Source organism: Dactylosporangium sp. CA-233914 (genome assembly GCF_050942935.1).
In the GTDB taxonomy this organism is placed as follows: domain Bacteria; phylum Actinomycetota; class Actinomycetes; order Mycobacteriales; family Micromonosporaceae; genus Dactylosporangium.
In genome coordinates this window covers 8424896-8442345 of record NZ_CP192030.1, presented here as the reverse complement: position 1 = coordinate 8442345, position 17450 = coordinate 8424896, and the positions used below count along the sequence as shown (strand labels likewise).

The window sequence follows — 17450 nt, the reverse complement described above, 5'->3', positions numbered from 1 at the left end:
CGGCACGTACAACGAGAGAGGACAGCACATGCACGCTGACCGAGCCACGATCCTCGCCGAGGTCGCGGAGATGCTGCACGCGATCCGCGACCACGCCGGAGTCGACGGCGAGATCACGATGTCGACCAGGTTCGACAGCGACCTGGAGATGGAGAGCATCGACGTGGTCTCCCTCGCCGGCCGCCTGCAGGTCCGCTACGGCGACACGGTCAACTTCGCCCAGTTCATCGCGGGCCTCGACCTGGACTCGGTACGGGACCTGAGCGTCGGCCGGCTCGTGGACTACATCGCCGACGAGCTCGACAGCGTCGCGGCCGCCGCCGGCGACACCGGCGGCGGGCTCGGCAAGGTGGGTACGCCGGCATGAGCATGGTGCTGGCCAACGACCTGTCCATCCATGTGGAGCAGCTCGCCCCGCCTGAATCGGCGTCCGGCGCCCACGGCGTCGCCCCGACCGCCGTGCTGATCCACGGTCTGGCCCTGGACACGCTGGCCAGCTGGTACCTCACCCTGGCCCACCCGCTCGCGGCCGCCGGCTTCCACGTGGTCATGTACGACCTGCGCGGACACGGGCACACCGAACGCCCGCCGGAGGGTTACACGCTGGACGACTTCGTCGACGACCTGGCGGCGCTGCTGGCCGCGCTCGGCATCACCGGCCCGGTGCACCTGCTCGGCAACTCGTTCGGCGGCACGATCGCGTTCGGCTACGCGGCGCGCCACCCCGAGCGGGTCGCCGCCATCGCCAACGTCGAGTCCGTGCCGCCCACGGCGGCGTGGCTCGAGCGGATTCCCGGGTGGCTCGACCGGGCGGCCCCGTACCTGCCGGGCGGTCACGGTCTCGCCGAGGTCAACGCCGAACCGGGGAAGCGCGGCGGCCGTCTGGCCCGGGCCGTTCGTGAGGTGTTCGGCTCGACGAGCCTCCGGCGTGACGTGCCGGCCAGCCGGCTGCCGGCCGAGGAGCGCATCGCCGCGATCGGGTGCCCGGTCCTGTGCGTGTACGGGGGCGAGTCGCGCTTGGGTGCGCTGGCCCCCGACGTGCTCCGGCTGCTGCCGCAGGCCCGGATCGTCACCGTGCCCGGCCAGCGGCACACCGTCCTGGTCGATCGGCCGAACTCCGTCCGCGACATCGTCCTGCCGTGGCTGCATCAGGCCCGCGGCCTCCACCGCGACGAACACCAACTCGTATGCATAGACCAATAGGAATATCCATGGATGCAGAGACCCATGACCACGCCATCATCATCAACACCGGCCGGTGCGGATCGACGCTGCTGTCCGACCTCATCGCCGAGCAGCGCGACACCCTCTCCGTCCAGGAGTTCTTCGGATGGGTGGCGCCGCGGGCCGCCGCTTCGCAGGTGCTGACCGGCGCGGAGTACTGGTCGACACTGAGCAGCCCCAGCCCGCACCTCGCGGCCCTGTTCCGGGTCGGGCTCACGCCGCCGGAGGTGCGCTACCCGGCGGACGGCCGCTTCGCCTTCAACATGGTCGACCTGCCGCAGATCCTCGCGGCCACGCTGCCGAAGATCTCGCCGGACCCCGACCGCCTCTTCGACACCCTCGCCGGGCTGGTGCCCGGGTTTCCGGCCCAGCCGCTGGCCCGGCACCATCGGATGCTGCTGGACCTGCTCACCTCGCTCACCGGCCGGCGGCGCTGGGTCGAACGCTCCGGCGGCTCCAGCAACGTCGCCCCGTACCTGCTGAAGAACTTCCCCGACGCGAAGATCGTCTATCTGACGCGGGACTGGGCGGACACCGCACAATCGATGAGCCGGCACTCCTGCTTCCAGCTCATGCAGCTGTGCGTGGAGTCCATCGGCCTGTACGGGCTCGACCCGTTCCGGGTCATCCCCGGCCAGCGCGTGCCGGAGGGGGCGGAGCGCTACCTGCCCGGGCGGCTGAGCGCCGAGATGCTTCGCGAACGAGGCCGGGACGTGCGGCGCTACCGGGGACTGTGCGCGTTCCTCGCCAGCCAGGCCGAGCAGGCCATCGCCGACGCGCGGCCGCGGGAGCTGCTGACGATGGCGTACGAGGACCTCGTGGACGATCCGCTGACGCAGCTCGGGCGGCTGGGTGAGTTCCTGGGCTTCGAGGACTGGCAGTCGTGGGCGCACCGGGTGGCCGGGGCGGTGCGGACGCGCCCGGCAGAGCGCGAGGCGCCGGCCTTCGCCGGGTCGCATCCGATCGCCGTGCACTAATACCACGATTGGATGAACATGATCGATTTGGACTTCGCGGACAGGGTCGCGCTGGTCACGGGGGCCGGCTCGGGCATCGGCGAGGCCTGCGCGTCGCTGCTTTCGAGCCGGGGCGCCGGTGTTCTGGTCGCCGATGTCGACCTCGAGTCGGCCACGCGGGTCGCCAAGGCCATCGGCGATTCGGCCCGGCCCCACCAGGTGGACGTGACCGACCCGCGAGCGTGCGAGGCGATGGTCGCCGCCGCGGTGGAGGCGTTCGGCCGTCTCGACGTGGCCGTGAACAACGCCGGCATCAGCGGCCCGCGGGCGCTCACCGTCGACTACCCGCTCGACGGCTGGGCGTCCGTGATCGCGGCCAACCTCAGCGGGGTGTTCTACTCGATGCGGGCGGAGATCCCGGCCATGCTCGGCAACGGCCGTGGGTCGATCGTCAACATGGCCTCGATCATGGGATCGGTCGGCTTCGCCCGGCAGGTCGCCTACGTGGCGGCCAAGCACGGCGTCGTCGGCATGACCAAGACGGCCGCCCTGGAGTACGCCCGGAGGGGAATCCGGGTCAACAGCGTCGGACCGGGCTTCGTCCAGGCGCCGATGCTGACCCAGGAGAGCGCCGCCGGCGCGGCCTTCCTGCACCCCACCTGCCGGCTGGGCCGCCCCGAGGAGGTCGCCGAGCTGGTCGCCTTCCTCGCCTCCGACCGCGCCTCCAACACCACCGGCTCGTACTTCCTCACCGACGGCGGCTTCACGGCGCAATAGGACCTGGACGGCAGAGTATGACGACGACACACCCGGACCTGCTCGTGTCCGATCCACCGTCGGCGAACGCGGCACTGGTGCGGGCCGTGCTGAGGCGGGCGGCATCCGCGCGCCACGACCCGGTCCCGCAGCGGCGGATCACCTACGAACGGGCGGCCGAGACGTTCGGTGCCGCGCCGGCCGACGCCGAAACGGTGCCCGCCGGGGCGGCGTCCGGGACCTGGATCCGCCCTCCCGCCGCGGGCCGGCCCGTCCTGCTCTACCTGCACGGCGGCTTCTACTGCATCGGCTCGGCCCGGACGCATCGGCACCTCGCGGGCCGGCTGGCCGACCTCGCCGGGGCTGCCTGCCTCGTCCTGGACTACCGCCGGGCTCCCGAGCACCCCTTCCCCGCCGCCGTCACCGACGCCCTCGCCGCGGTGGAGACGGTCCGGGCCGCGGCGCCGGACGCCCCGATCGTCATCGCCGGGGACTCCGCGGGGGCGGGCCTGGCCGTGTCGGTGGCGACGCGCCTGCGCGACGACGGGGCCCGCCCGCCCGACCTGCTGGTCCTGTTCTCGCCCTGGGCCGACCTGACCTGCTCCTTCGGCAGCCACCGGGAGCTGGCGGCGGCGGATCCGGTGCTGGACACCGAGGATCTGCTGGCGATGGCCGCGCGATACGCCGGCGGCGCCGATCGGCGGCGGCCGGAGCTCTCGCCCGTCCTCGGTGACCTCGCCGGCCTGCCACCGGTGCTGGTCCAGGTCGGCGGCCAGGAGGTGCTGCTCGACGACGCGCTGACGCTCGTCGAGGGCGTCCGCGGCGCCGGCGGGCGCGCCGTGCTGCACCACTGGCCGCACATGTTCCACGTCTGGCAGTGGTACCACCCGATCCTGCCCGAGGGTGCCCGGGCGCTGCACGACGCCGGCGAGGTCATCCGGGCCGCCACCGCGGTGTGACGGCCCGCCGGGCGGCTACCGCAGGTGCAGGTACTGCGCCGGGTCGAAGCGACGGGTGCGCCGCCAGTACTCCTGCGCCGGGAACGGCCAGTTCTGCGCCGAGCGGCCCGCGGCGTTGACGAACCAGCCGCCGACCTTCGAGAAGCCCCAGGCACGCTCCGCGTTGGCCGCGTCGACCTCCGCGTTGAAGGCGTCGCAGACCTCGCGGCGCACCTCGACCGCCCGGTGCGGTGCCCCGAGCAGGTGGCGGACCGCGTCGAGCAGGTAGGTGACGCCGCATTCGGACATGTAGATGATGCTGCCGCCGTGCCCGGCGAGGTTGGTGTTGGGCCCGTAGAGGCAGAACAGGTTGGGGAAGCCCGGCACGGTGAGGCCGAGATACGCGCGGGCGTCGCCGTTCCAGGTCCGGTGCAGGTCGACGTCGCCGCGGCCGGTGACCGTCATCGGGGCGAGAAACTCCGACGCGGCGAAGCCGGTGCCGTAGACGATCACGTCGGCGCGATGCTCCACGCCGTCCGCGGTCCGGACCCCGGCCGGCGTGATCCGCTCGATCCGCTCGCTCACCAGCCGGACGTTGTCGCGCCTGAGCGTGGCGATCCAGGTGCCGTTGTCGCGCAGGACCCGCCTGGCGCCGACGGGGTAGGCGGGTATCACCAACGGCTCCAGGTCGGGGCGCCCGGCGAGCTGGCCCCGCAGGTAGCCGGTCAGGGCCGTGCGCAGGCCGTCGTTGACCGCCGAGACCGCCCGCTCCGTGGGCGGGTGGTCCCAGTCGACGACCCAGCCGTCGAGCACGCGGTGCAGCCCCGGTGCCAGCAGCCAGAAGCGGTACCAGGCCGCGTAGTACGGCAGGTGCTGGTGCAGCCAGCGCAGCCCGCTCGCGACCGGCTGGTGGTAGTTCGGGGTGGGCCGCAGCCAGGGCGGCGTGCGCTGGAACACGCGCACCTCGCCCGCCGTCCTCGCGATCTCCGGGATGAACTGCACCGCACTCGCGCCGGTGCCGATGACCGCGACCCGCCGTCCGGCGAGGTTCACGCCGTGGTCCCAGCGGGCGGAGTGGAACGCCGGGCCGGCGAACTCGTCGCGGCCCGGGATGTCGGGCACGTGCGGCCGGTTGAGCTGCCCGACGGCGGTGACCAGCACAGTGCTGGTGGCCGTGCGCACACCGTCGGGCGTGTCCAGGGTCAGCCGCCAGCGGCCCGCGGCCTCGTCCCAGGCGGCGGCGCGCACCCCGGTCTCGAAGCGGATGTGTTCGTACAGGCCGTTCTGCTTGGCGAAGTCCGCGAAGTACTGCCGCAGATTCTCCTGGGTGCCGAAGTGGTACGGCCAGTCCGCGCGCTGCGCGAACGAGTAGCTGTACAGGTGGCCGGCCACGTCGACCCGGCACCCCGGGTAGGTGTTCTCCAGCCAGGTGCCGCCGACGTCGCCGTTCTTCTCGTAGACGACGACCGGCACGCCGGCCTGCTTGAGCCGGTGGGCGGCGAGCAGCCCGCTCATGCCGGCACCGACGACGGCCACCTCGACGTCGCGCGCGCCGGGCAGGTCGTCGCGGTTCCAGCCGGGTGCCTTGGGGTCCGCGCCGGGCGGCACGATCTCCTCGGCCAGCAGCGGTACCAGGTCCGCGGTGTCCATGCCCAGCGCCCAGCTGGTGATCCGGTGCAGGGTCCGCGCGTCCAGCGGCGGCACCGGCGCGCCGTCGCGCAACCGCGCCAGCAGGCCGGCCGCGAGCGCCCGGGCCTCCTCCCGCCGCCGGGCGGTGAGCCCGCCCTGCGGCAGGAACAGCCAGCCCTCGCAGCGCAGGTCGTCACGCAGGATCGAGGTGTCGCCGGTCAGGTGCGCCACCGTCATCAGCAGGGCGGGCACCTCGGCGTCGCGAAGATGTCGGCGCAGTTGCGCATCGTCGGCATTGATCATCATTGGCAGGTCTCCGGTCGAGTCGGCGCGGCGCCTGGTCTGAGTCGATCGGCGCGAAGCTTCATCGAGCCAGACTGGGCGGTCGCCCGGACAGAGCCGTGTGGAAGCCACCGGCCGCAGCCGGCCGACCAGGCACGCGCGGGTTGTCGTCGGCGATGAGGGCCGATCGACGCCGTTGCTGATGATGAGCGCGGGGACTGGCGGCGGATCGACCGTGCGGGCGGCACTCGATCGCGGCAGGACCTCGCCGGAGCACCGTCGGCTGGTCAGCGGCAGGATGGCAAACGCTGGCGGCCTCGGCGCGCGCCGAGCGTAGCACGCCCGTCACGCCGGCCGCGGGCGAAGACCGGGAAGAAGAAACCCGGGTGGAGGCGGCGGTCGGGCCGCCTCAGTCCTGGGCCTCGTACTGGCGGAACACCCGGTCGATGCGGCGGTCCGGGATGATCCACATGATCGCCACGCCGACGTAGCACGCCAGGGCGATCCCGACTCCGGCCCAGCCACTGCGGTCGATCATCAGGGCGCTGAGGATCCCGGCGAGGTAGAACGGCGGGGAGATCTTGCCCTTGACGTCGATGCCGACGGCCTGCCGCAGCGGCGACTCCGGTCCCTGCTGCCGGATGATCACCGTCTGGAGCACGAAGTACGCGACGGCCGCGCTGAGCAGGTTCACGCCGTAGATGACGACCGGGGTCGGCTCGAACCTCGAATCGTTCATCCAGGCCGTCGTGAACGGGAACAGCGACAGGCAGAACAGCAGCGCCAGGTTCGCCCACAACACCCCGCCACGGATCCGGCGTACCAGATGGAACATGTGGTGGTGGTTGTTCCAGTAGATGCCGACGTAGACGAAGCTGAGCAGGTACGTCAGCAGCCCGACGCCGGTCGTGTGGACGAGGTCGGTGAGGCGGTGGCCGGCCGGCACCTTCAGCTCCAGCACCATGATCGTGATGATGATGGCCAGTACCCCGTCGCTGAACGCCTCCAGCCGGCTCGTCCTCACCGCGCCGAGACTCGGCGGTCCCTCCGCTGGACGAGCTCGTCCTCGTCCACCAGGGTGAGCATCGGCTTGCCCGGTTCGCAGAGCATGCTGACGGTGAAGCGCACCGGGATGTCGTCGCGGTTGTTGCCGTCCTGGTAGTGGATGACGTCGCCGCCCGGCTCCCAGAACACCTCGCCGGCCCGCACGACGCGTGGCGGCTCACCTTCGAGCTCGAACACCATCTCGCCGTACAGCACGTAGCCGAAGGCCGGTCCGGGGTGCCGATGCGCAGGGGTGCCGGGGTCGCCCGGCGGATGCTCGACGACGATGGTCATGGCGTGCGCACCCGCCGGGATGAACGGCGGCTGCACCTCCTGCAAGACGGTGACCGCCGAGCGCCACGCGTCCGATCGCGGCTTGGGCCCGGCGGCGCTCGATTCGACGTCCGGCATGCAAGGACCTCCCTGGCTGGAGAATGACTTCGGGGGCCGCTCGCCCGTGGAATCCGGCGAGAGGCCGCTGACGCCAGGCTGCGTCCTTCGGGGCGGTGTGCGGCTCGCCCGCTGCGGGCGAGATGACGAGCCGGGCGCCGGATTCGATCCCTGGTGAACGCCCGGACGGCCGTGACGGGCAAGGTCCGCGAGGTCGAGATGCGGGAGGTCTCGGCCGCGGAGCTGGGTCCTACCATCAACGACTCGTGGCCGGTCCGCCGTCCATGGTGCGGCCGCCCCCGTCCGCATCGGCCGCACCACCGATGGCGGGCCGGCCACCGACCTGATCGTATATGATTGTGGCCCCGGCGGGCCTCTGTCCAAGAGCGGATGTGGCCAGTGCACGCAGAGCCGTCCAAGCACGAGCTCGCCTACCGCGAGATCCGCGAACGCATCATCGACGGCCGATACCGGCCCGGGCACCGGCTCGTGCTGAGCAGTCTGGCCCGGGAGCTGGACATCAGCCCGGTGCCGGTGCGCGAGGCGATCCGGCGGCTGGAGGCCGAGGGCCTGGTGGACTTCGAGCGCAACGTCGGCGCCCGGGTGGCGACGCTGCAGGACGACGAGTGGGAGCAACTCGTCGAGATGCTGGCGCTGCTGGACGGGTTCGCGTTCGCGGCCGCCGCGGCGCGGGTGACCCCGCAGGACATCGCGGAGGCGCGGCAGTACAACGCGCAGCTGCGCGCGGCCGCCGCGGCGGAGCGGATCGACCACGGGGCGGTGATGCTGCTGCACCGGCGGTTCCATCGGGTGCTGTACCGCTGCTGCGGCAACCGCTACGTGATCGAGTCGCTGGACGGGATCTGGGACCGCATCGACGCGTCCCGGGTGCTGATGACGCTGTATCCGGCGCTGCGCCTGTCGACGGCCGTGGACGAGCACGACGGGCTGCTGGACCGGCTGGAGCGGGGCGAGGACGACGCGGCCGTGCTGGAGTGCTGCGCGCGTGAGCACAACCTCAACGCGATTCGCACGATCCGCAAGAACGTAGCTTGAACTCAATTGAGAAGACCGGCATCCACGGGGGAAGATGCCGGTCTCGCTTTCAACTATACGACGCGCTCACGTGTCCCGCCAGTGGCAGTTCCATGACGGTTTCGTCATCAAGATCCGTTACGGCCGCGCCGCACCGACCGGGACCTTGGGTGTGCGCAGGCCCCTGGGCAGCGTGGGCTCGTTGGCGGCGAGCTCGACCTCGATGAAGCTGGTCTCGTGCCGCTCGGCCTCGTGGGCGGCGTGGCCGCCGCGCAGGCCGAAGAGGCGCTTGGAGAGCAGGATGTACAGCACCGCGACGATGTTGATCACGAGTGCGCCGACGCGGGTGAACGTGATCTTCTCGGTGAGCTCGTAGATCTCGATCGGCAGGCCGAGTGAGGTGGCGACGACGGCGAAGTACTCACCCCAGCGCTTGAGCATCCACAGGCCGATGCCCTCGATGAGCTGCAGGGTGCCGTAGAGCGCGAGACCGGCCGCGACCCACAGCAGCGTCTTGGACTCGGCCTCGATGACCGTCCGGATGGTGTGGATCATCGCGGAGTCCTCGAACTTCCAGCCGATCTTGTCCATGAACGGCCGGAGCAGCGGCAGGTCCTCGTTGAATGCGCGCTCGACGCCGTCGCGGTGGCTGCGGAAGTGGAACACGCCGTAGGCGGCGGCGAGGACGAGCAGACCCTTGATGAACCGCTCCAGCGACAGCAGGCGCAGGATGAGCGCGTCGCGCAGGGCGCGCCCGCGCAGCACGATCGGTGCCTGCTCGGCGGGGCCGCTCTGGTGCGGCTGGCCGATGACGAAGTCCCCGCACCGCAGGCAGCGCCACGCGGGGCCGACCGGGGTGGCGGCGTGCAGCCTCTCCCGGAACTCGTCCTCGTTCGGGGCGTAGGTCACGTGTCCGCGCCGCGCGCAGGTGCGTAGGTTCCAGTCCACGCGACCTTGATACAGCATTTATGGCAGATGTGTGACGTTCATGTCGGCTTGACGCCTCGTATCGCTTGTCTGGTGTCGCTCGGCCTGCTCGCGGCCGACCTGCACCGGCACGCGCGGCGACGCGTGCTCGTGGCGGCTGGTGGCGACCAGCAGGAGCCCGACGAGGATCGCCGCGACGATGCCGTCGAGCCAGTAGTGGTTGGCGGTGCCGGCGACGACGAGCAGGGTCAGCGCCGGGTGGGCGAGCCACATCCAGCGCCACTTCGTGCTCGTGGCGTGGATCAGGCCGGCCGCCACGACGAGCGCCCAGCCGACGTGCAGGGAGGGCATGGCCGCGTACTGGTTGCTCAGGGTGTCGGCCTGCGGCGGCCCGTAAACCGAGGGGCCGTAGACGGCCGCGGTGTCGAGCATCCCGAGCCCGCTGAGCATCCGCGGCGGGGCGAGCGGAAAGATGAAGTGGATCACGAGCCCGGCCGCGGTCAGCCACGCCAGGATGCGCCGGAACCGCAGGTAGTGTTCGGGGCGGAAGAAGTACATGAAGAGCAGGAACGCGATCGTGGCGGGGAAGTGCACCACCGCGTACAACACGTTGGCCGTCCGGACCAGGGCCTCGGCGCTGAGCAGCAGGTGCTGGACGCCGGCCTCGTCGGGCAGGCGTAGCGCGCGCTCCAGGCGCCAGACCAGGTTCGCGTCGGCGTAGGCGGCGCTCACCCGCCCGTCGACGGCCAGCCGGCCGACCTTGTATGCCAGGAACAGGCCCAGGACCAGCAGAAGCTCGGTCCAGGCCCGGGGACGTAACCGTGTGGTGCGCTCTCGTTCACCTACTCCAGCCCCCGTGTTCATCATGAGAAGCTACCTGATGTTGCGGTTGACGCAATATTCCTGATCCGGCACCCAGTTCGTGTTGTGCGTCACGACTTTGTTTATGCTTCAAATTTTTAGGGGGTTAGGGGTTACATGAGCACTCAGGCAGATCAGGCGATCGCCGCCCTCCGCAAGGGCCATGAGGACCTGTCCGCGCTGGTCGCGGGGCTCACGGCCGAGCAGCTGACCGGCCCGTCGGCGGCCGACGAGTGGGACGTGTCGCAGGTCGTCAGCCACCTGGGCAGCGGCGCCGAGATCAATCTGGAGGCCGTGCAGGCCTCCCTCGAGGGCCGGCCCGCCCCCGAGTTCGAGTTCAACAAGGGCGTCTGGGCGCGCTGGGACGGCATGACCCCGCAGGAGCGCCAGGCGGCGTTCCCGGTGGCGAACCAGAAGCTCGTCGAGGCGTACGAGGCCTTCACGCCCGAGCAGCGCGAGTCGCACAAGATCGACGTCGGGTGGATGCCGGAGCCGGTCGACGTGGCCACCTCGGCGCTGCTGCGGCTGAACGAGTTCGGCTACCACGACTGGGACGTGCGCGCCGGCCTCGACCCGTCGGCCGCGCTCGCGCCGGAGGCGGCCGCGCTGATCAGCGACCGGGTCGAGGGCCTGTTCGGCTGGATCGCCAAGCCCGCCAACCTCGACGGGCGCACCGCGAACCTCCTCGTGCGCCTCACCGACACCGGCGAGGTCCTGGGCCTGCAGCTGGCCGACCCGGTGAAGCTCGGCGCCGCGCCGGATTCGCCGGACGGCGAGCTGTCGCTCACGCTGGAGGCCTGGCTGCGGCTGGCCGCGGGCCGGCTCAAGGCGCAGTACACGCCCGCGGACGTGCGGATCACCGGCCCGATCAGCCTCGACGACCTGCGGGCGGTCTTCCCCGGCTACTGAGCGGCGCATCCGGCACCGCGGGCCGCGCGACGCGGCCCGCGGTGCTCTCGGTCGAAGCGGATTACTTCTTCGCCTTCAGGCAGAGCACGTCGCCGTTCTTGCCCTCCTCGCCCTGCCAGAACGAGTTCGTCGCGTCCGGCCACCGGTCGCAGACCGAGCTGAACGGGGTGGTCCTGGGCTGGTCGACGACCTTGCCGAGCACCTCGTACTCGGCGTCCGCGCTGTCGCACTTGACGATCTTCAGGTTGTCGTCGCCCGGGTTGTGCAGGCAGTCGCCGATGTTCGCGTTCATGGCGGCATCGCGGTTGAAGAACCAGGCGAGGCCGAGCAGGACGCCCAGCACGACGACCAGGGTGACCAGAATCGTGACCTGCCGGCGCTTGCCACCGCCCTTGACCTGCGGCTGCGCCTCCGGCGGAAGGCCCGGCTGGGTCCCGGGCTGAGGCGGGATCGCCGGCTGAGGCTGGGGCTGCGGCTCGGGCTGCGCGGGATTGGCCATGGTGGAGCCTCCAGGGTCGGATGGGGTACCGGCCAGGCCTACCGGCTGCGGGTCACGTTGGCCCGAAACTGTCCGTATTCCGACTTGAGTCCGCGCCGCGGTGTCCGGCCGCGGGTCGCGGGATCATCGCGACGTGATCGTCGAGGCATGGGTCTCACATGTCGATCGTGGAGGTGCCAGGCCGCAGCTCTGGCAGCGCCATTCCAGCTGTTCGGGTCCGCGACTTCACCCATCTCGGCTTGACGTTTTCCCATATGGGAAAATAAGGTGGCTGCCGTGGCACGAGCAGCGACGACGTCGGACGCGTTCAACGCGATCGCCGAGCCGCAGCGCCGGGACATCCTGGCGCTGCTGCGGGCGGGTGAGCGGCCGGTGACCGACCTGGCCCAGGAGCTGGGGATGAGCTTGCCGGGCGCGTCCAAGCACCTGCGGGTGCTCCGCGAGGTGGGGCTGGTGCGGGTCCGCGGGGCGGGCAAGCAGCGCCTCTACGGCCTGGACGCCCGCGGGCTGCGGCCGGTCCACGAATGGGTCGGCGGGTTCGAGCGGTTCTGGAACGAGAGTTTCGACCGGCTGGACGCCTACGTGCAGGACCTCAAGCAGACACGGCAGGAGGAATGACCGATGGCAGCGGCACGGCGAGAAACGCGGGCGGAGCCGGCGACGGCCGACCGGGAGATCGTGATCTCCCGGGTCATCGACGCCCCGCGGGAGCTGGTGTTCGAGGCGTTCACCGAGGTGCGGCACCTGTCGCGGTGGTGGGGTCCGGAGAGGTTCACCACGACCACGCGGTCGTTCGAGTTCCGCGAGGGCGGAGTCTGGGACTTCGTGATGCACGGGCCGGACGGGACGGACTACTCCGAGTGGATCACCTGGACCGAGATCGCCCCGCCGGAGCGGATCGCGCTGCTGCACGGTGAGTCCCGCGGCGACCCGAACGCCTTCGAGTCGGTCCTGACGTTCGAGCCGGACGGTGCGGCGACCCGGATCGTGATGCGCACGGTGTTCCCCACCAGGGAACTGCGCGACGAGGCGGTCGAGAAGTACCACGCGATCGAGGGCGGCCGGCAGACCCTGAGCAACCTGGCCGTCTACATCACCGAGATCGTTCGGAAGGGAGCGGAGGGCTGATGGCCGGGAAAGTGTTCTTCAGCGTGACGATGTCGCTCGACGGCTTCATGGCGCCGGAGGCCGTGCCCGTCGAGGACGTCTTCTCGCCCGAAGGCCAGAACGACCCGAGGGTCCAGCGCTGGATGGCGCAGTGGTCGCAGCTGCAGGCGTGGGCGTTCCCGCAGCGGTGGTTCCGGGAGAACCTCAAGCTCGGCGAGGGCGGCGAGGAAGGACTCGACAACGACATCGCACGGGCGACGCACGAGCGCACCGGCGCCAGCGTCATGGGCAAGCGCATGTTCGACGCCGGCGAGCTGGCGTGGCCGGAGGAGGCGCCGTTCCACACCCCGGTCTTCGTCGTGACGCACACCAGGCGTGACCCCTGGGAGCGGCCGGGCGGGACCACGTTCCACTTCGTCAACGACGGCATCGAGCCCGCGCTCGACCGGGCCCGCGAGGCCGCCGGCGACCGCGACGTCCGCATCGCCGGCGGCGCCGAGACGATCCTTGCGTACGTGAACGCCGGCCTGATCGACGAGTTCTCGATCACGCTGTCGCCCGTGCTGTTCGGCTCCGGAATCCGCCTGTTCGAGGGCGTGGACGCGGCCCGCGTGGCCCTGGAGCCGGTCCGCGCGGAGCCCTCCCCGAGGGTGACGCACCTGACCTACGCCGTGCACCCACGGTAGCCGCGCCACCACTCCACCCCTGGCGACCACGGCCAACTGCGAATAGCGACCTTGCCGTTCGGGGCCGCCGACGATGACGGCTGCCGACCCGGGAGTCGGCCGGCACCGCTCCCTCAAGATCATCGCTTTCTTGCGGCGAGTGGTGAAGCGGCGTGGATCGTCGGGGCGCCATCCGGGTAGTGGTCTTGCGTATTGGGCGACGCGTGGCTGCTGGAGCAGCACGACAAGGGCTTGGCCGGGTTCGGTGGGGTCATCGGGCGGCAGGGCCTAAACCGCCATCGGCGATGAGGAACTACACGAGGGTGCTCGCGGTGGCGATCGCGGCGCTCGCGTGACGGCGGAGCGTGCGGTGCGGCTCGCCGGGGCGGTCCTGGAGCAGGACCTGCCAGCCGCCGTGCGGGCCGGGCCCGCCGGGGCCAGGTCGGCGTCGAGGCTGAGCGGCACGCCGGTGCCGAGGCGCTCGGCGACCAGGCGGGCGCGGCGGTCCGCCGCCCCGGCCCGCGCCGTCGCGGTGAAGTCGCGGCGCAGGCCTGGCGGGAGCGTGAGCCTCCGGCCGCCGAGGCGGGCGTGGCGCCAAGCTCGTCGCTCGAATACGCCATTGACTCGCCGCTGCCGCCGTCATCGCAGGCCCGTCGCGGTCGCGTGGACTACCGGGAGGCAGTGGTGGACAGGGCCAGGCGAGGCCAGGACAGCCGTCGCCAGCCGGGCCGCTCGTCGTCGCGGCGGCCTGGCCGGACGCCGCGACGAGGGTGGTCTCCTCGGATCGCGCGGCGTGGGGCGCGCCGGTGGCGGTCAGGGAGGCCACCACGCCGAGCGGATCTTGCCCTCCCCGGGCGAGCCGTTGCCGTCGAGTTTCGAGACGGTGGCTGCACGGGGAGGGGCGGGGGGCTGTGACCGGCCTGGGAGGCCTGTCAGCGCTCGACGACGCGGCGCAGGGAGTACGTCACCGCGTGCAGTCGGGCCGGCTGGCCGATGATCATCGCGGCGCGGTCGTACGCCTGCCAGCCCTCGGCGCCGGCGCGATTGAGGTGGCGCAGGTCGTTGAACCGCTCGTCCGTGCCCCACCGCTGGACGCCACCGGGGTGGTGAAACACGGCGTCCCAGTCCTCGAACTTGTCCGTGCCCAGCGTGCCGGCCGCACGGTACTCCAGTCGCGCATATTCCCATTGCGTCACGCGGTACATCATGCCCGACATCGAGCTTCTCCACGCTCACGCATCCACGCGAAGTACTGTCGGTGGGTGGAGCGAGAACGAGACCGCGACGAGACCGGGCGGGCCCGCAACGCCCGGCCCCGCGACGAGCTCGGCCGTCCGCTGCCGCACGGGGCGCCGGGCGTGCCGACGATGCCCGAGGACCTGTCGCTCGGCCCCGCCGACGCGCTGCGGGAGGCGCAGCGGCTGCTCGACGCCGGCCGGCCCTTCCACGCGCACGAGGTTCTCGAGGCCGCCTGGAAGGCCGCGCCCGAGGCGGAGCGGGAACTCTGGCGCGGCCTGGCCCAGCTCGCCGTCGGCCTCACGCACGCCCGGCGCGGCAACGCGCAGGGCGCCGCCCGGCTGCTGGACCGGGCGGCGCTGCGAATCGCCGGCTATGCGGCCGATCCGCCGCACGGCGTCGACGTGAACGGCCTCGTGGAGTTCGTCCGCGCGGGCGGCAGCGGGGTGCCCCGCCTCAGGTCGTGAGCGCCGGGGCCGGGTCCGTCGTGCGGATGCGGCCGGCGAGCAGCCACAGGACCAGGGCCACCTCGCCGACGACGGGCAGGACGAGCAGGACCGGCGAGGCCGGGGTGCGTAGCAGGTCGCCGAGGTAGCCGACGCAGCCGAGCATGACCAGCACGCCGAGCGCCCTGGGCATCAGGCCGGAGCGGTAGATGACCAGGCCGAGGGGGAGCAGCCACAGGCCGAAGAAGATCTGGCCGACGAGGTACCCCTGGGCGAACACGTCCATGTAGAAGCCGGCGAGCCGCTCGTCGGGCCCGCGCGTGGCGGCGACGAGCGCGGCGTAGTGGTTGAGCACGTTGACGGCCATCACCGCGACGGAGACCGCGTTGCACACCAGCGCGGACATGGCCAGCCAGCGCGAGACGGGGGAGAGCAGGGCGTACAGCACGAGGGCCACGGCCAGGAAGCAGCCGACGTTGACGAGGTCGCTGACCAGGCCGGCCCGGAACAGGTCGGCGTGCTGGCGGATGTGCGCCGCGGTGGCCGCCGCGTCGCCGGCCACGACGAGCCGGCCGCGCACGAAGAACTGGCTGAACCCTCCGCACACGGCCACGATGAGGTAGAGCGCGCCCGCGATCCGGGCCAGGCCCTGCTGGGACTTCATGATTGCTGCTCCTCGGGATAGTGAAAGACCGCTTCGAGTGGTACGCCGAGCACGCGGGCGATCTGGAACGCCGTCTCGAGCGTGGGGGAGTACTTGCCCTGCTCGATCGCGATGACCGTCTGCCGCGTGACCCCGATCCGCTCGGCCAGGTCCGCCTGGGTCATCTCCCCGTTGGCGAAGCGCAGCGCGCGGATCGAGTTGGTGACCCGGGTCGGCTTGCCCACGCCTTACATCCCCCGCCGATACGCTACGATCTTGACGACGGACGACACCGCCGCCGCGAGCGCGAACGACAGGTACAAAGAGTTGGCGATCCAGAAGTACGGCGCCTCGCGCATCGCCAGCACCAGCGGCACGATCGCCCCGACGCTCATGACGTAGAAGCCGACGAACTCGCCGCGCCGCCCGATCTGCCGGTCCCGCTCGTCGCCGCCCTTCTCCGCCTTGGCCGCCCCGCCGGCCGCGAACGCCTCGACGACGATGTTGAGCACGATCGCCCCGCCGATCGCCACGAGCATCGGCACCACGTAGTGACTGGCGGCCAGCCCCGCGGCGGGCGCCCGCACGAGCAGCGTCACCGTGTAGGCCACGGGCACGACCACGGCGACGACCGCGTAGATCCAGGCTCGCTTCTCCTGATAGGACATCGCGCTCTCCGGTCTGCGTGTAAAGCATCTTTGACACGATCGAAGGTAAAGTAGACCGGACACCCTGTCAAGAATTCTTTACACGCGCTCGGTCGCCATGCGCCGGGCCCGGCCGTGAGAGCCGTCCTGGCCGGCGGCAGTGGCCTGCTCGCCGCGGTCGCGGGCGGCCCGGCGCTGATCGTGCTCGTCCTAACGCTGCTGGCTCTGACCGGCTGGGTCCTTGCCGCCGCGGCCGCACCGAGAACGCCGTCGAGATCATCACCGCCGTCCGCGCCGGAGACGTTGGCACCCGGGCCGGGGCTGTCAGCCGGGGAGCGTTCGACGCTGATGTGGAAGGCCTCGAGGCGGCGCACGACGCGCATCAGGCCGGTGAAGTCGACCGGCTTGGCGATCCCCTTTCCGGCGACTGGTGCGCCCCGGCCAGGTCACCGCGGGTGCGGCCCGTGAATCTCCGGCCCCGCCCCATGGGGGTGACCGGTTGCCGCTACCTTCTACGCGTGGCGTTCACGATCGGCACGATCGGCGGGCACGGTGTCGTGCACGCCGAGGGCGAACTCGACGTCGGCAACGCGCCTCAGCTCCGGGAGGCGGTCAACGCTGCCCTCGACGCCCAGCCGACGCTCGTGGTCGACCTGTCCAACGTCAGCTTCATGGACTCGGTGACGCTCGGTGTGCTGATCGGGGCGTTCAATCGCAGTCGCGAGGCCGGCGGCGGGCTCGCCGTGGTGTGCACCGACGAGCGGGTCCGCCGGATCTTCCGCATCACCGGGCTGGACATGGTTTTCGCGCTGCACGGCACCGTCGAGAGCGCGGTCGCGGCGCTCTAACCGGGCTCGGGCATGGACAGTAGCGCTCGGTGGCGCCGGGAACCGCCGGTGAGGCGGTGGTCCACAGGGCGATGCGGACGACCTCCCAGCGATACGCGTCGAAGGCTACCGCCGTCGTGCGCAGCTCGGGGTGCGACACCAGGGCGGGCACTCCTCGCCCCCCGTACGTGCCAGTAGGTACGGCCCCTTCAGCCCTTCCGGAGCAGGGCGTCGATCTCGGCGATCTCCTCCTCCGTGTGCCGGCCGAGGATGAGGTCGAGCTCGAGGCGCTCGGCCGGGGTGCGGTAGGCCGCGATCTCCCGGGCGAGCTGACGGCGGGCCTTGCGGGCCGCGACGGCGGTGCGAATGCGCTGTGCGGTGGTCTCCATGAGCTCGACTGTATCGATTCAGAAAGATCATCTCGTGTAA

Annotated in this window: 23 protein-coding genes; 12 read left to right on the top strand and 11 right to left on the bottom strand. The window is 71.4% G+C overall.

Features of this window, described 5'->3' with window-relative positions; genetic code table 11:
- Positions 1 to 28: 28 nt before the first annotated feature.
- The 5 genes from ACQPY0_RS37765 to ACQPY0_RS37745 are packed head-to-tail and all read left to right on the top strand — an operon-like array spanning position 29 to position 3895.
- Positions 29 to 367, top strand: coding sequence for an acyl carrier protein (locus ACQPY0_RS37765; RefSeq protein ID WP_432971976.1), 339 nt, complete (start codon positions 29 to 31; stop codon positions 365 to 367).
- Entirely contained in the window at positions 364 to 1203 is an 840-nt protein-coding gene (locus ACQPY0_RS37760; RefSeq protein ID WP_432971973.1) for an alpha/beta fold hydrolase, read from the top strand. The genes ACQPY0_RS37765 and ACQPY0_RS37760 overlap by 4 nt, the downstream gene beginning before the upstream one ends.
- Before the next feature lie 8 nt (positions 1204 to 1211).
- Complete coding sequence (locus tag ACQPY0_RS37755; RefSeq protein ID WP_432971970.1) at positions 1212 to 2201, top strand: sulfotransferase domain-containing protein; 990 nt, start codon at positions 1212 to 1214, stop codon at positions 2199 to 2201.
- 12 nt (positions 2202 to 2213) lie between these two features.
- Entirely contained in the window at positions 2214 to 2957 is a 744-nt protein-coding gene (locus tag ACQPY0_RS37750; protein WP_432971967.1) for an SDR family NAD(P)-dependent oxidoreductase, read from the top strand.
- A gap of 17 nt (positions 2958 to 2974) precedes the next feature.
- Positions 2975 to 3895: an alpha/beta hydrolase gene (locus tag ACQPY0_RS37745; protein ID WP_432971964.1), complete on the top strand. Its 921-nt coding sequence runs from the start codon at positions 2975 to 2977 to the stop codon at positions 3893 to 3895.
- Positions 3896 to 3910: 15 nt separating this feature from the next.
- Here ACQPY0_RS37745 and ACQPY0_RS37740 read toward each other — a convergent pair whose 3' ends face one another.
- From ACQPY0_RS37740 to ACQPY0_RS37730, 3 genes are all read right to left on the bottom strand, one after another.
- Positions 3911 to 5809 carry a flavin-containing monooxygenase gene (locus ACQPY0_RS37740; RefSeq protein WP_432971961.1) on the bottom strand — a complete coding sequence of 633 codons (1899 nt, stop codon included), beginning with the start codon at positions 5807 to 5809 and terminating at the stop codon, positions 3911 to 3913.
- 385 nt (positions 5810 to 6194) lie between these two features.
- Entirely contained in the window at positions 6195 to 6809 is a 615-nt protein-coding gene (locus tag ACQPY0_RS37735; RefSeq protein ID WP_432971958.1) for a TMEM175 family protein, read from the bottom strand.
- Positions 6806 to 7240, bottom strand: a complete 435-nt coding sequence (locus ACQPY0_RS37730) for a cupin domain-containing protein (RefSeq protein ID WP_432971955.1) — start codon at positions 7238 to 7240, stop codon at positions 6806 to 6808. The genes ACQPY0_RS37735 and ACQPY0_RS37730 overlap by 4 nt, the downstream gene beginning before the upstream one ends.
- 378 nt (positions 7241 to 7618) lie before the next feature.
- On the opposite strand from ACQPY0_RS37730, the gene ACQPY0_RS37725 reads away from it, so the two are divergent.
- Positions 7619 to 8275: a GntR family transcriptional regulator gene (locus tag ACQPY0_RS37725; RefSeq protein ID WP_432971952.1), complete on the top strand. Its 657-nt coding sequence runs from the start codon at positions 7619 to 7621 to the stop codon at positions 8273 to 8275.
- 117 nt (positions 8276 to 8392) lie between these two features.
- Here ACQPY0_RS37725 and ACQPY0_RS37720 read toward each other — a convergent pair whose 3' ends face one another.
- Together ACQPY0_RS37720 and ACQPY0_RS37715 are read right to left on the bottom strand one after the other, a co-directional pair.
- A complete protein-coding gene (locus ACQPY0_RS37720; protein WP_432971949.1) occupies positions 8393 to 9202 on the bottom strand; it encodes a DUF2127 domain-containing protein in 810 nt (269 codons plus the stop codon).
- A gap of 18 nt (positions 9203 to 9220) precedes the next feature.
- Positions 9221 to 10045, bottom strand: a complete 825-nt coding sequence (locus tag ACQPY0_RS37715) for a phosphatase PAP2 family protein (RefSeq protein WP_432971946.1) — start codon at positions 10043 to 10045, stop codon at positions 9221 to 9223.
- 114 nt (positions 10046 to 10159) lie between these two features.
- Here ACQPY0_RS37715 and ACQPY0_RS37710 point away from each other — a divergent pair, with 114 nt between their 5' ends.
- A complete protein-coding gene (locus tag ACQPY0_RS37710; RefSeq protein WP_432971943.1) occupies positions 10160 to 10951 on the top strand; it encodes a maleylpyruvate isomerase family mycothiol-dependent enzyme in 792 nt (263 codons plus the stop codon).
- A gap of 61 nt (positions 10952 to 11012) precedes the next feature.
- On the opposite strand, the gene ACQPY0_RS37705 is transcribed toward ACQPY0_RS37710, so the two are convergent.
- The gene (locus ACQPY0_RS37705; protein WP_432971940.1) at positions 11013 to 11450 is read right to left on the bottom strand and encodes an LppU/SCO3897 family protein; all 438 of its coding nucleotides are present in this window, start codon (positions 11448 to 11450) and stop codon (positions 11013 to 11015) included.
- Positions 11451 to 11726: 276 nt separating this feature from the next.
- Here ACQPY0_RS37705 and ACQPY0_RS37700 point away from each other — a divergent pair, with 276 nt between their 5' ends.
- The 3 genes from ACQPY0_RS37700 to ACQPY0_RS37690 are packed head-to-tail and all read left to right on the top strand — an operon-like array spanning position 11727 to position 13243.
- Positions 11727 to 12068 carry an ArsR/SmtB family transcription factor gene (locus ACQPY0_RS37700; protein WP_432971937.1) on the top strand — a complete coding sequence of 114 codons (342 nt, stop codon included), beginning with the start codon at positions 11727 to 11729 and terminating at the stop codon, positions 12066 to 12068.
- A gap of 3 nt (positions 12069 to 12071) precedes the next feature.
- Positions 12072 to 12578, top strand: coding sequence for an SRPBCC family protein (locus ACQPY0_RS37695; RefSeq protein ID WP_432971934.1), 507 nt, complete (start codon positions 12072 to 12074; stop codon positions 12576 to 12578).
- Positions 12578 to 13243: a dihydrofolate reductase family protein gene (locus ACQPY0_RS37690; RefSeq protein ID WP_432971931.1), complete on the top strand. Its 666-nt coding sequence runs from the start codon at positions 12578 to 12580 to the stop codon at positions 13241 to 13243. The genes ACQPY0_RS37695 and ACQPY0_RS37690 overlap by 1 nt, the downstream gene beginning before the upstream one ends.
- A 911-nt stretch (positions 13244 to 14154) precedes the next feature.
- Here the strand turns inward: ACQPY0_RS37690 and ACQPY0_RS37685 are convergent.
- A complete protein-coding gene (locus ACQPY0_RS37685; RefSeq protein ID WP_432971928.1) occupies positions 14155 to 14418 on the bottom strand; it encodes a hypothetical protein in 264 nt (87 codons plus the stop codon).
- 66 nt (positions 14419 to 14484) lie between these two features.
- Here ACQPY0_RS37685 and ACQPY0_RS37680 point away from each other — a divergent pair, with 66 nt between their 5' ends.
- Positions 14485 to 14925, top strand: coding sequence for a DUF309 domain-containing protein (locus ACQPY0_RS37680; protein ID WP_432971925.1), 441 nt, complete (start codon positions 14485 to 14487; stop codon positions 14923 to 14925).
- Here ACQPY0_RS37680 and ACQPY0_RS37675 read toward each other — a convergent pair.
- Genes ACQPY0_RS37675 through ACQPY0_RS37665 form a run of 3 tightly spaced genes read right to left on the bottom strand, consistent with a single transcriptional unit; the run spans position 14915 to position 16215 of the window.
- Entirely contained in the window at positions 14915 to 15568 is a 654-nt protein-coding gene (locus tag ACQPY0_RS37675; protein WP_432971922.1) for a DUF4386 domain-containing protein, read from the bottom strand. The genes ACQPY0_RS37680 and ACQPY0_RS37675 overlap by 11 nt on opposite strands.
- A complete protein-coding gene (locus ACQPY0_RS37670) occupies positions 15565 to 15792 on the bottom strand; it encodes a helix-turn-helix transcriptional regulator (protein ID WP_432971919.1) in 228 nt (75 codons plus the stop codon). The genes ACQPY0_RS37675 and ACQPY0_RS37670 overlap by 4 nt, the downstream gene beginning before the upstream one ends.
- A gap of 3 nt (positions 15793 to 15795) precedes the next feature.
- Positions 15796 to 16215 (bottom strand): hypothetical protein, encoded by a 420-nt coding sequence (locus ACQPY0_RS37665; protein ID WP_432971916.1) that lies wholly within the window; start codon positions 16213 to 16215, stop codon positions 15796 to 15798.
- A 497-nt stretch (positions 16216 to 16712) separates the two neighbouring features.
- Between ACQPY0_RS37665 and ACQPY0_RS37660 the strand changes: the two genes are divergently transcribed.
- Positions 16713 to 17042 carry an STAS domain-containing protein gene (locus tag ACQPY0_RS37660; protein WP_432971913.1) on the top strand — a complete coding sequence of 110 codons (330 nt, stop codon included), beginning with the start codon at positions 16713 to 16715 and terminating at the stop codon, positions 17040 to 17042.
- A 188-nt stretch (positions 17043 to 17230) separates the two neighbouring features.
- Here ACQPY0_RS37660 and ACQPY0_RS37655 read toward each other — a convergent pair whose 3' ends face one another.
- On the bottom strand, positions 17231 to 17410 hold the full coding sequence (locus ACQPY0_RS37655) for a hypothetical protein (protein WP_432971910.1): 180 nt from the start codon (positions 17408 to 17410) through the stop codon (positions 17231 to 17233).
- Positions 17411 to 17450: the final 40 nt, after the last annotated feature.

What these genes read in the sequence shown, in the direction of transcription:
- ACQPY0_RS37765 (WP_432971976.1), top strand. Translation starts at nt 29, where the DNA reads ATGCACGCTGACCGAGCCACGATCCTCGCCGAGGTCGCGGAGATGCTG.
- ACQPY0_RS37760 (WP_432971973.1), top strand. Translation starts at nt 364, where the DNA reads ATGAGCATGGTGCTGGCCAACGACCTGTCCATCCATGTGGAGCAGCTC.
- ACQPY0_RS37755 (WP_432971970.1), top strand. Translation starts at nt 1,212, where the DNA reads ATGGATGCAGAGACCCATGACCACGCCATCATCATCAACACCGGCCGG.
- ACQPY0_RS37750 (WP_432971967.1), top strand. Translation starts at nt 2,214, where the DNA reads ATGAACATGATCGATTTGGACTTCGCGGACAGGGTCGCGCTGGTCACG.
- ACQPY0_RS37745 (WP_432971964.1), top strand. Translation starts at nt 2,975, where the DNA reads ATGACGACGACACACCCGGACCTGCTCGTGTCCGATCCACCGTCGGCG.
- ACQPY0_RS37740 (WP_432971961.1), bottom strand. Translation starts at nt 5,809, where the DNA reads ATGATGATCAATGCCGACGATGCGCAACTGCGCCGACATCTTCGCGAC.
- ACQPY0_RS37730 (WP_432971955.1), bottom strand. Translation starts at nt 7,240, where the DNA reads ATGCCGGACGTCGAATCGAGCGCCGCCGGGCCCAAGCCGCGATCGGAC.
- ACQPY0_RS37715 (WP_432971946.1), bottom strand. Translation starts at nt 10,045, where the DNA reads ATGAACACGGGGGCTGGAGTAGGTGAACGAGAGCGCACCACACGGTTA.
- ACQPY0_RS37710 (WP_432971943.1), top strand. Translation starts at nt 10,160, where the DNA reads ATGAGCACTCAGGCAGATCAGGCGATCGCCGCCCTCCGCAAGGGCCAT.
- ACQPY0_RS37705 (WP_432971940.1), bottom strand. Translation starts at nt 11,450, where the DNA reads ATGGCCAATCCCGCGCAGCCCGAGCCGCAGCCCCAGCCTCAGCCGGCG.
- ACQPY0_RS37695 (WP_432971934.1), top strand. Translation starts at nt 12,072, where the DNA reads ATGGCAGCGGCACGGCGAGAAACGCGGGCGGAGCCGGCGACGGCCGAC.
- ACQPY0_RS37690 (WP_432971931.1), top strand. Translation starts at nt 12,578, where the DNA reads ATGGCCGGGAAAGTGTTCTTCAGCGTGACGATGTCGCTCGACGGCTTC.
- ACQPY0_RS37675 (WP_432971922.1), bottom strand. Translation starts at nt 15,568, where the DNA reads ATGAAGTCCCAGCAGGGCCTGGCCCGGATCGCGGGCGCGCTCTACCTC.
- ACQPY0_RS37665 (WP_432971916.1), bottom strand. Translation starts at nt 16,215, where the DNA reads ATGTCCTATCAGGAGAAGCGAGCCTGGATCTACGCGGTCGTCGCCGTG.
- ACQPY0_RS37655 (WP_432971910.1), bottom strand. Translation starts at nt 17,410, where the DNA reads ATGGAGACCACCGCACAGCGCATTCGCACCGCCGTCGCGGCCCGCAAG.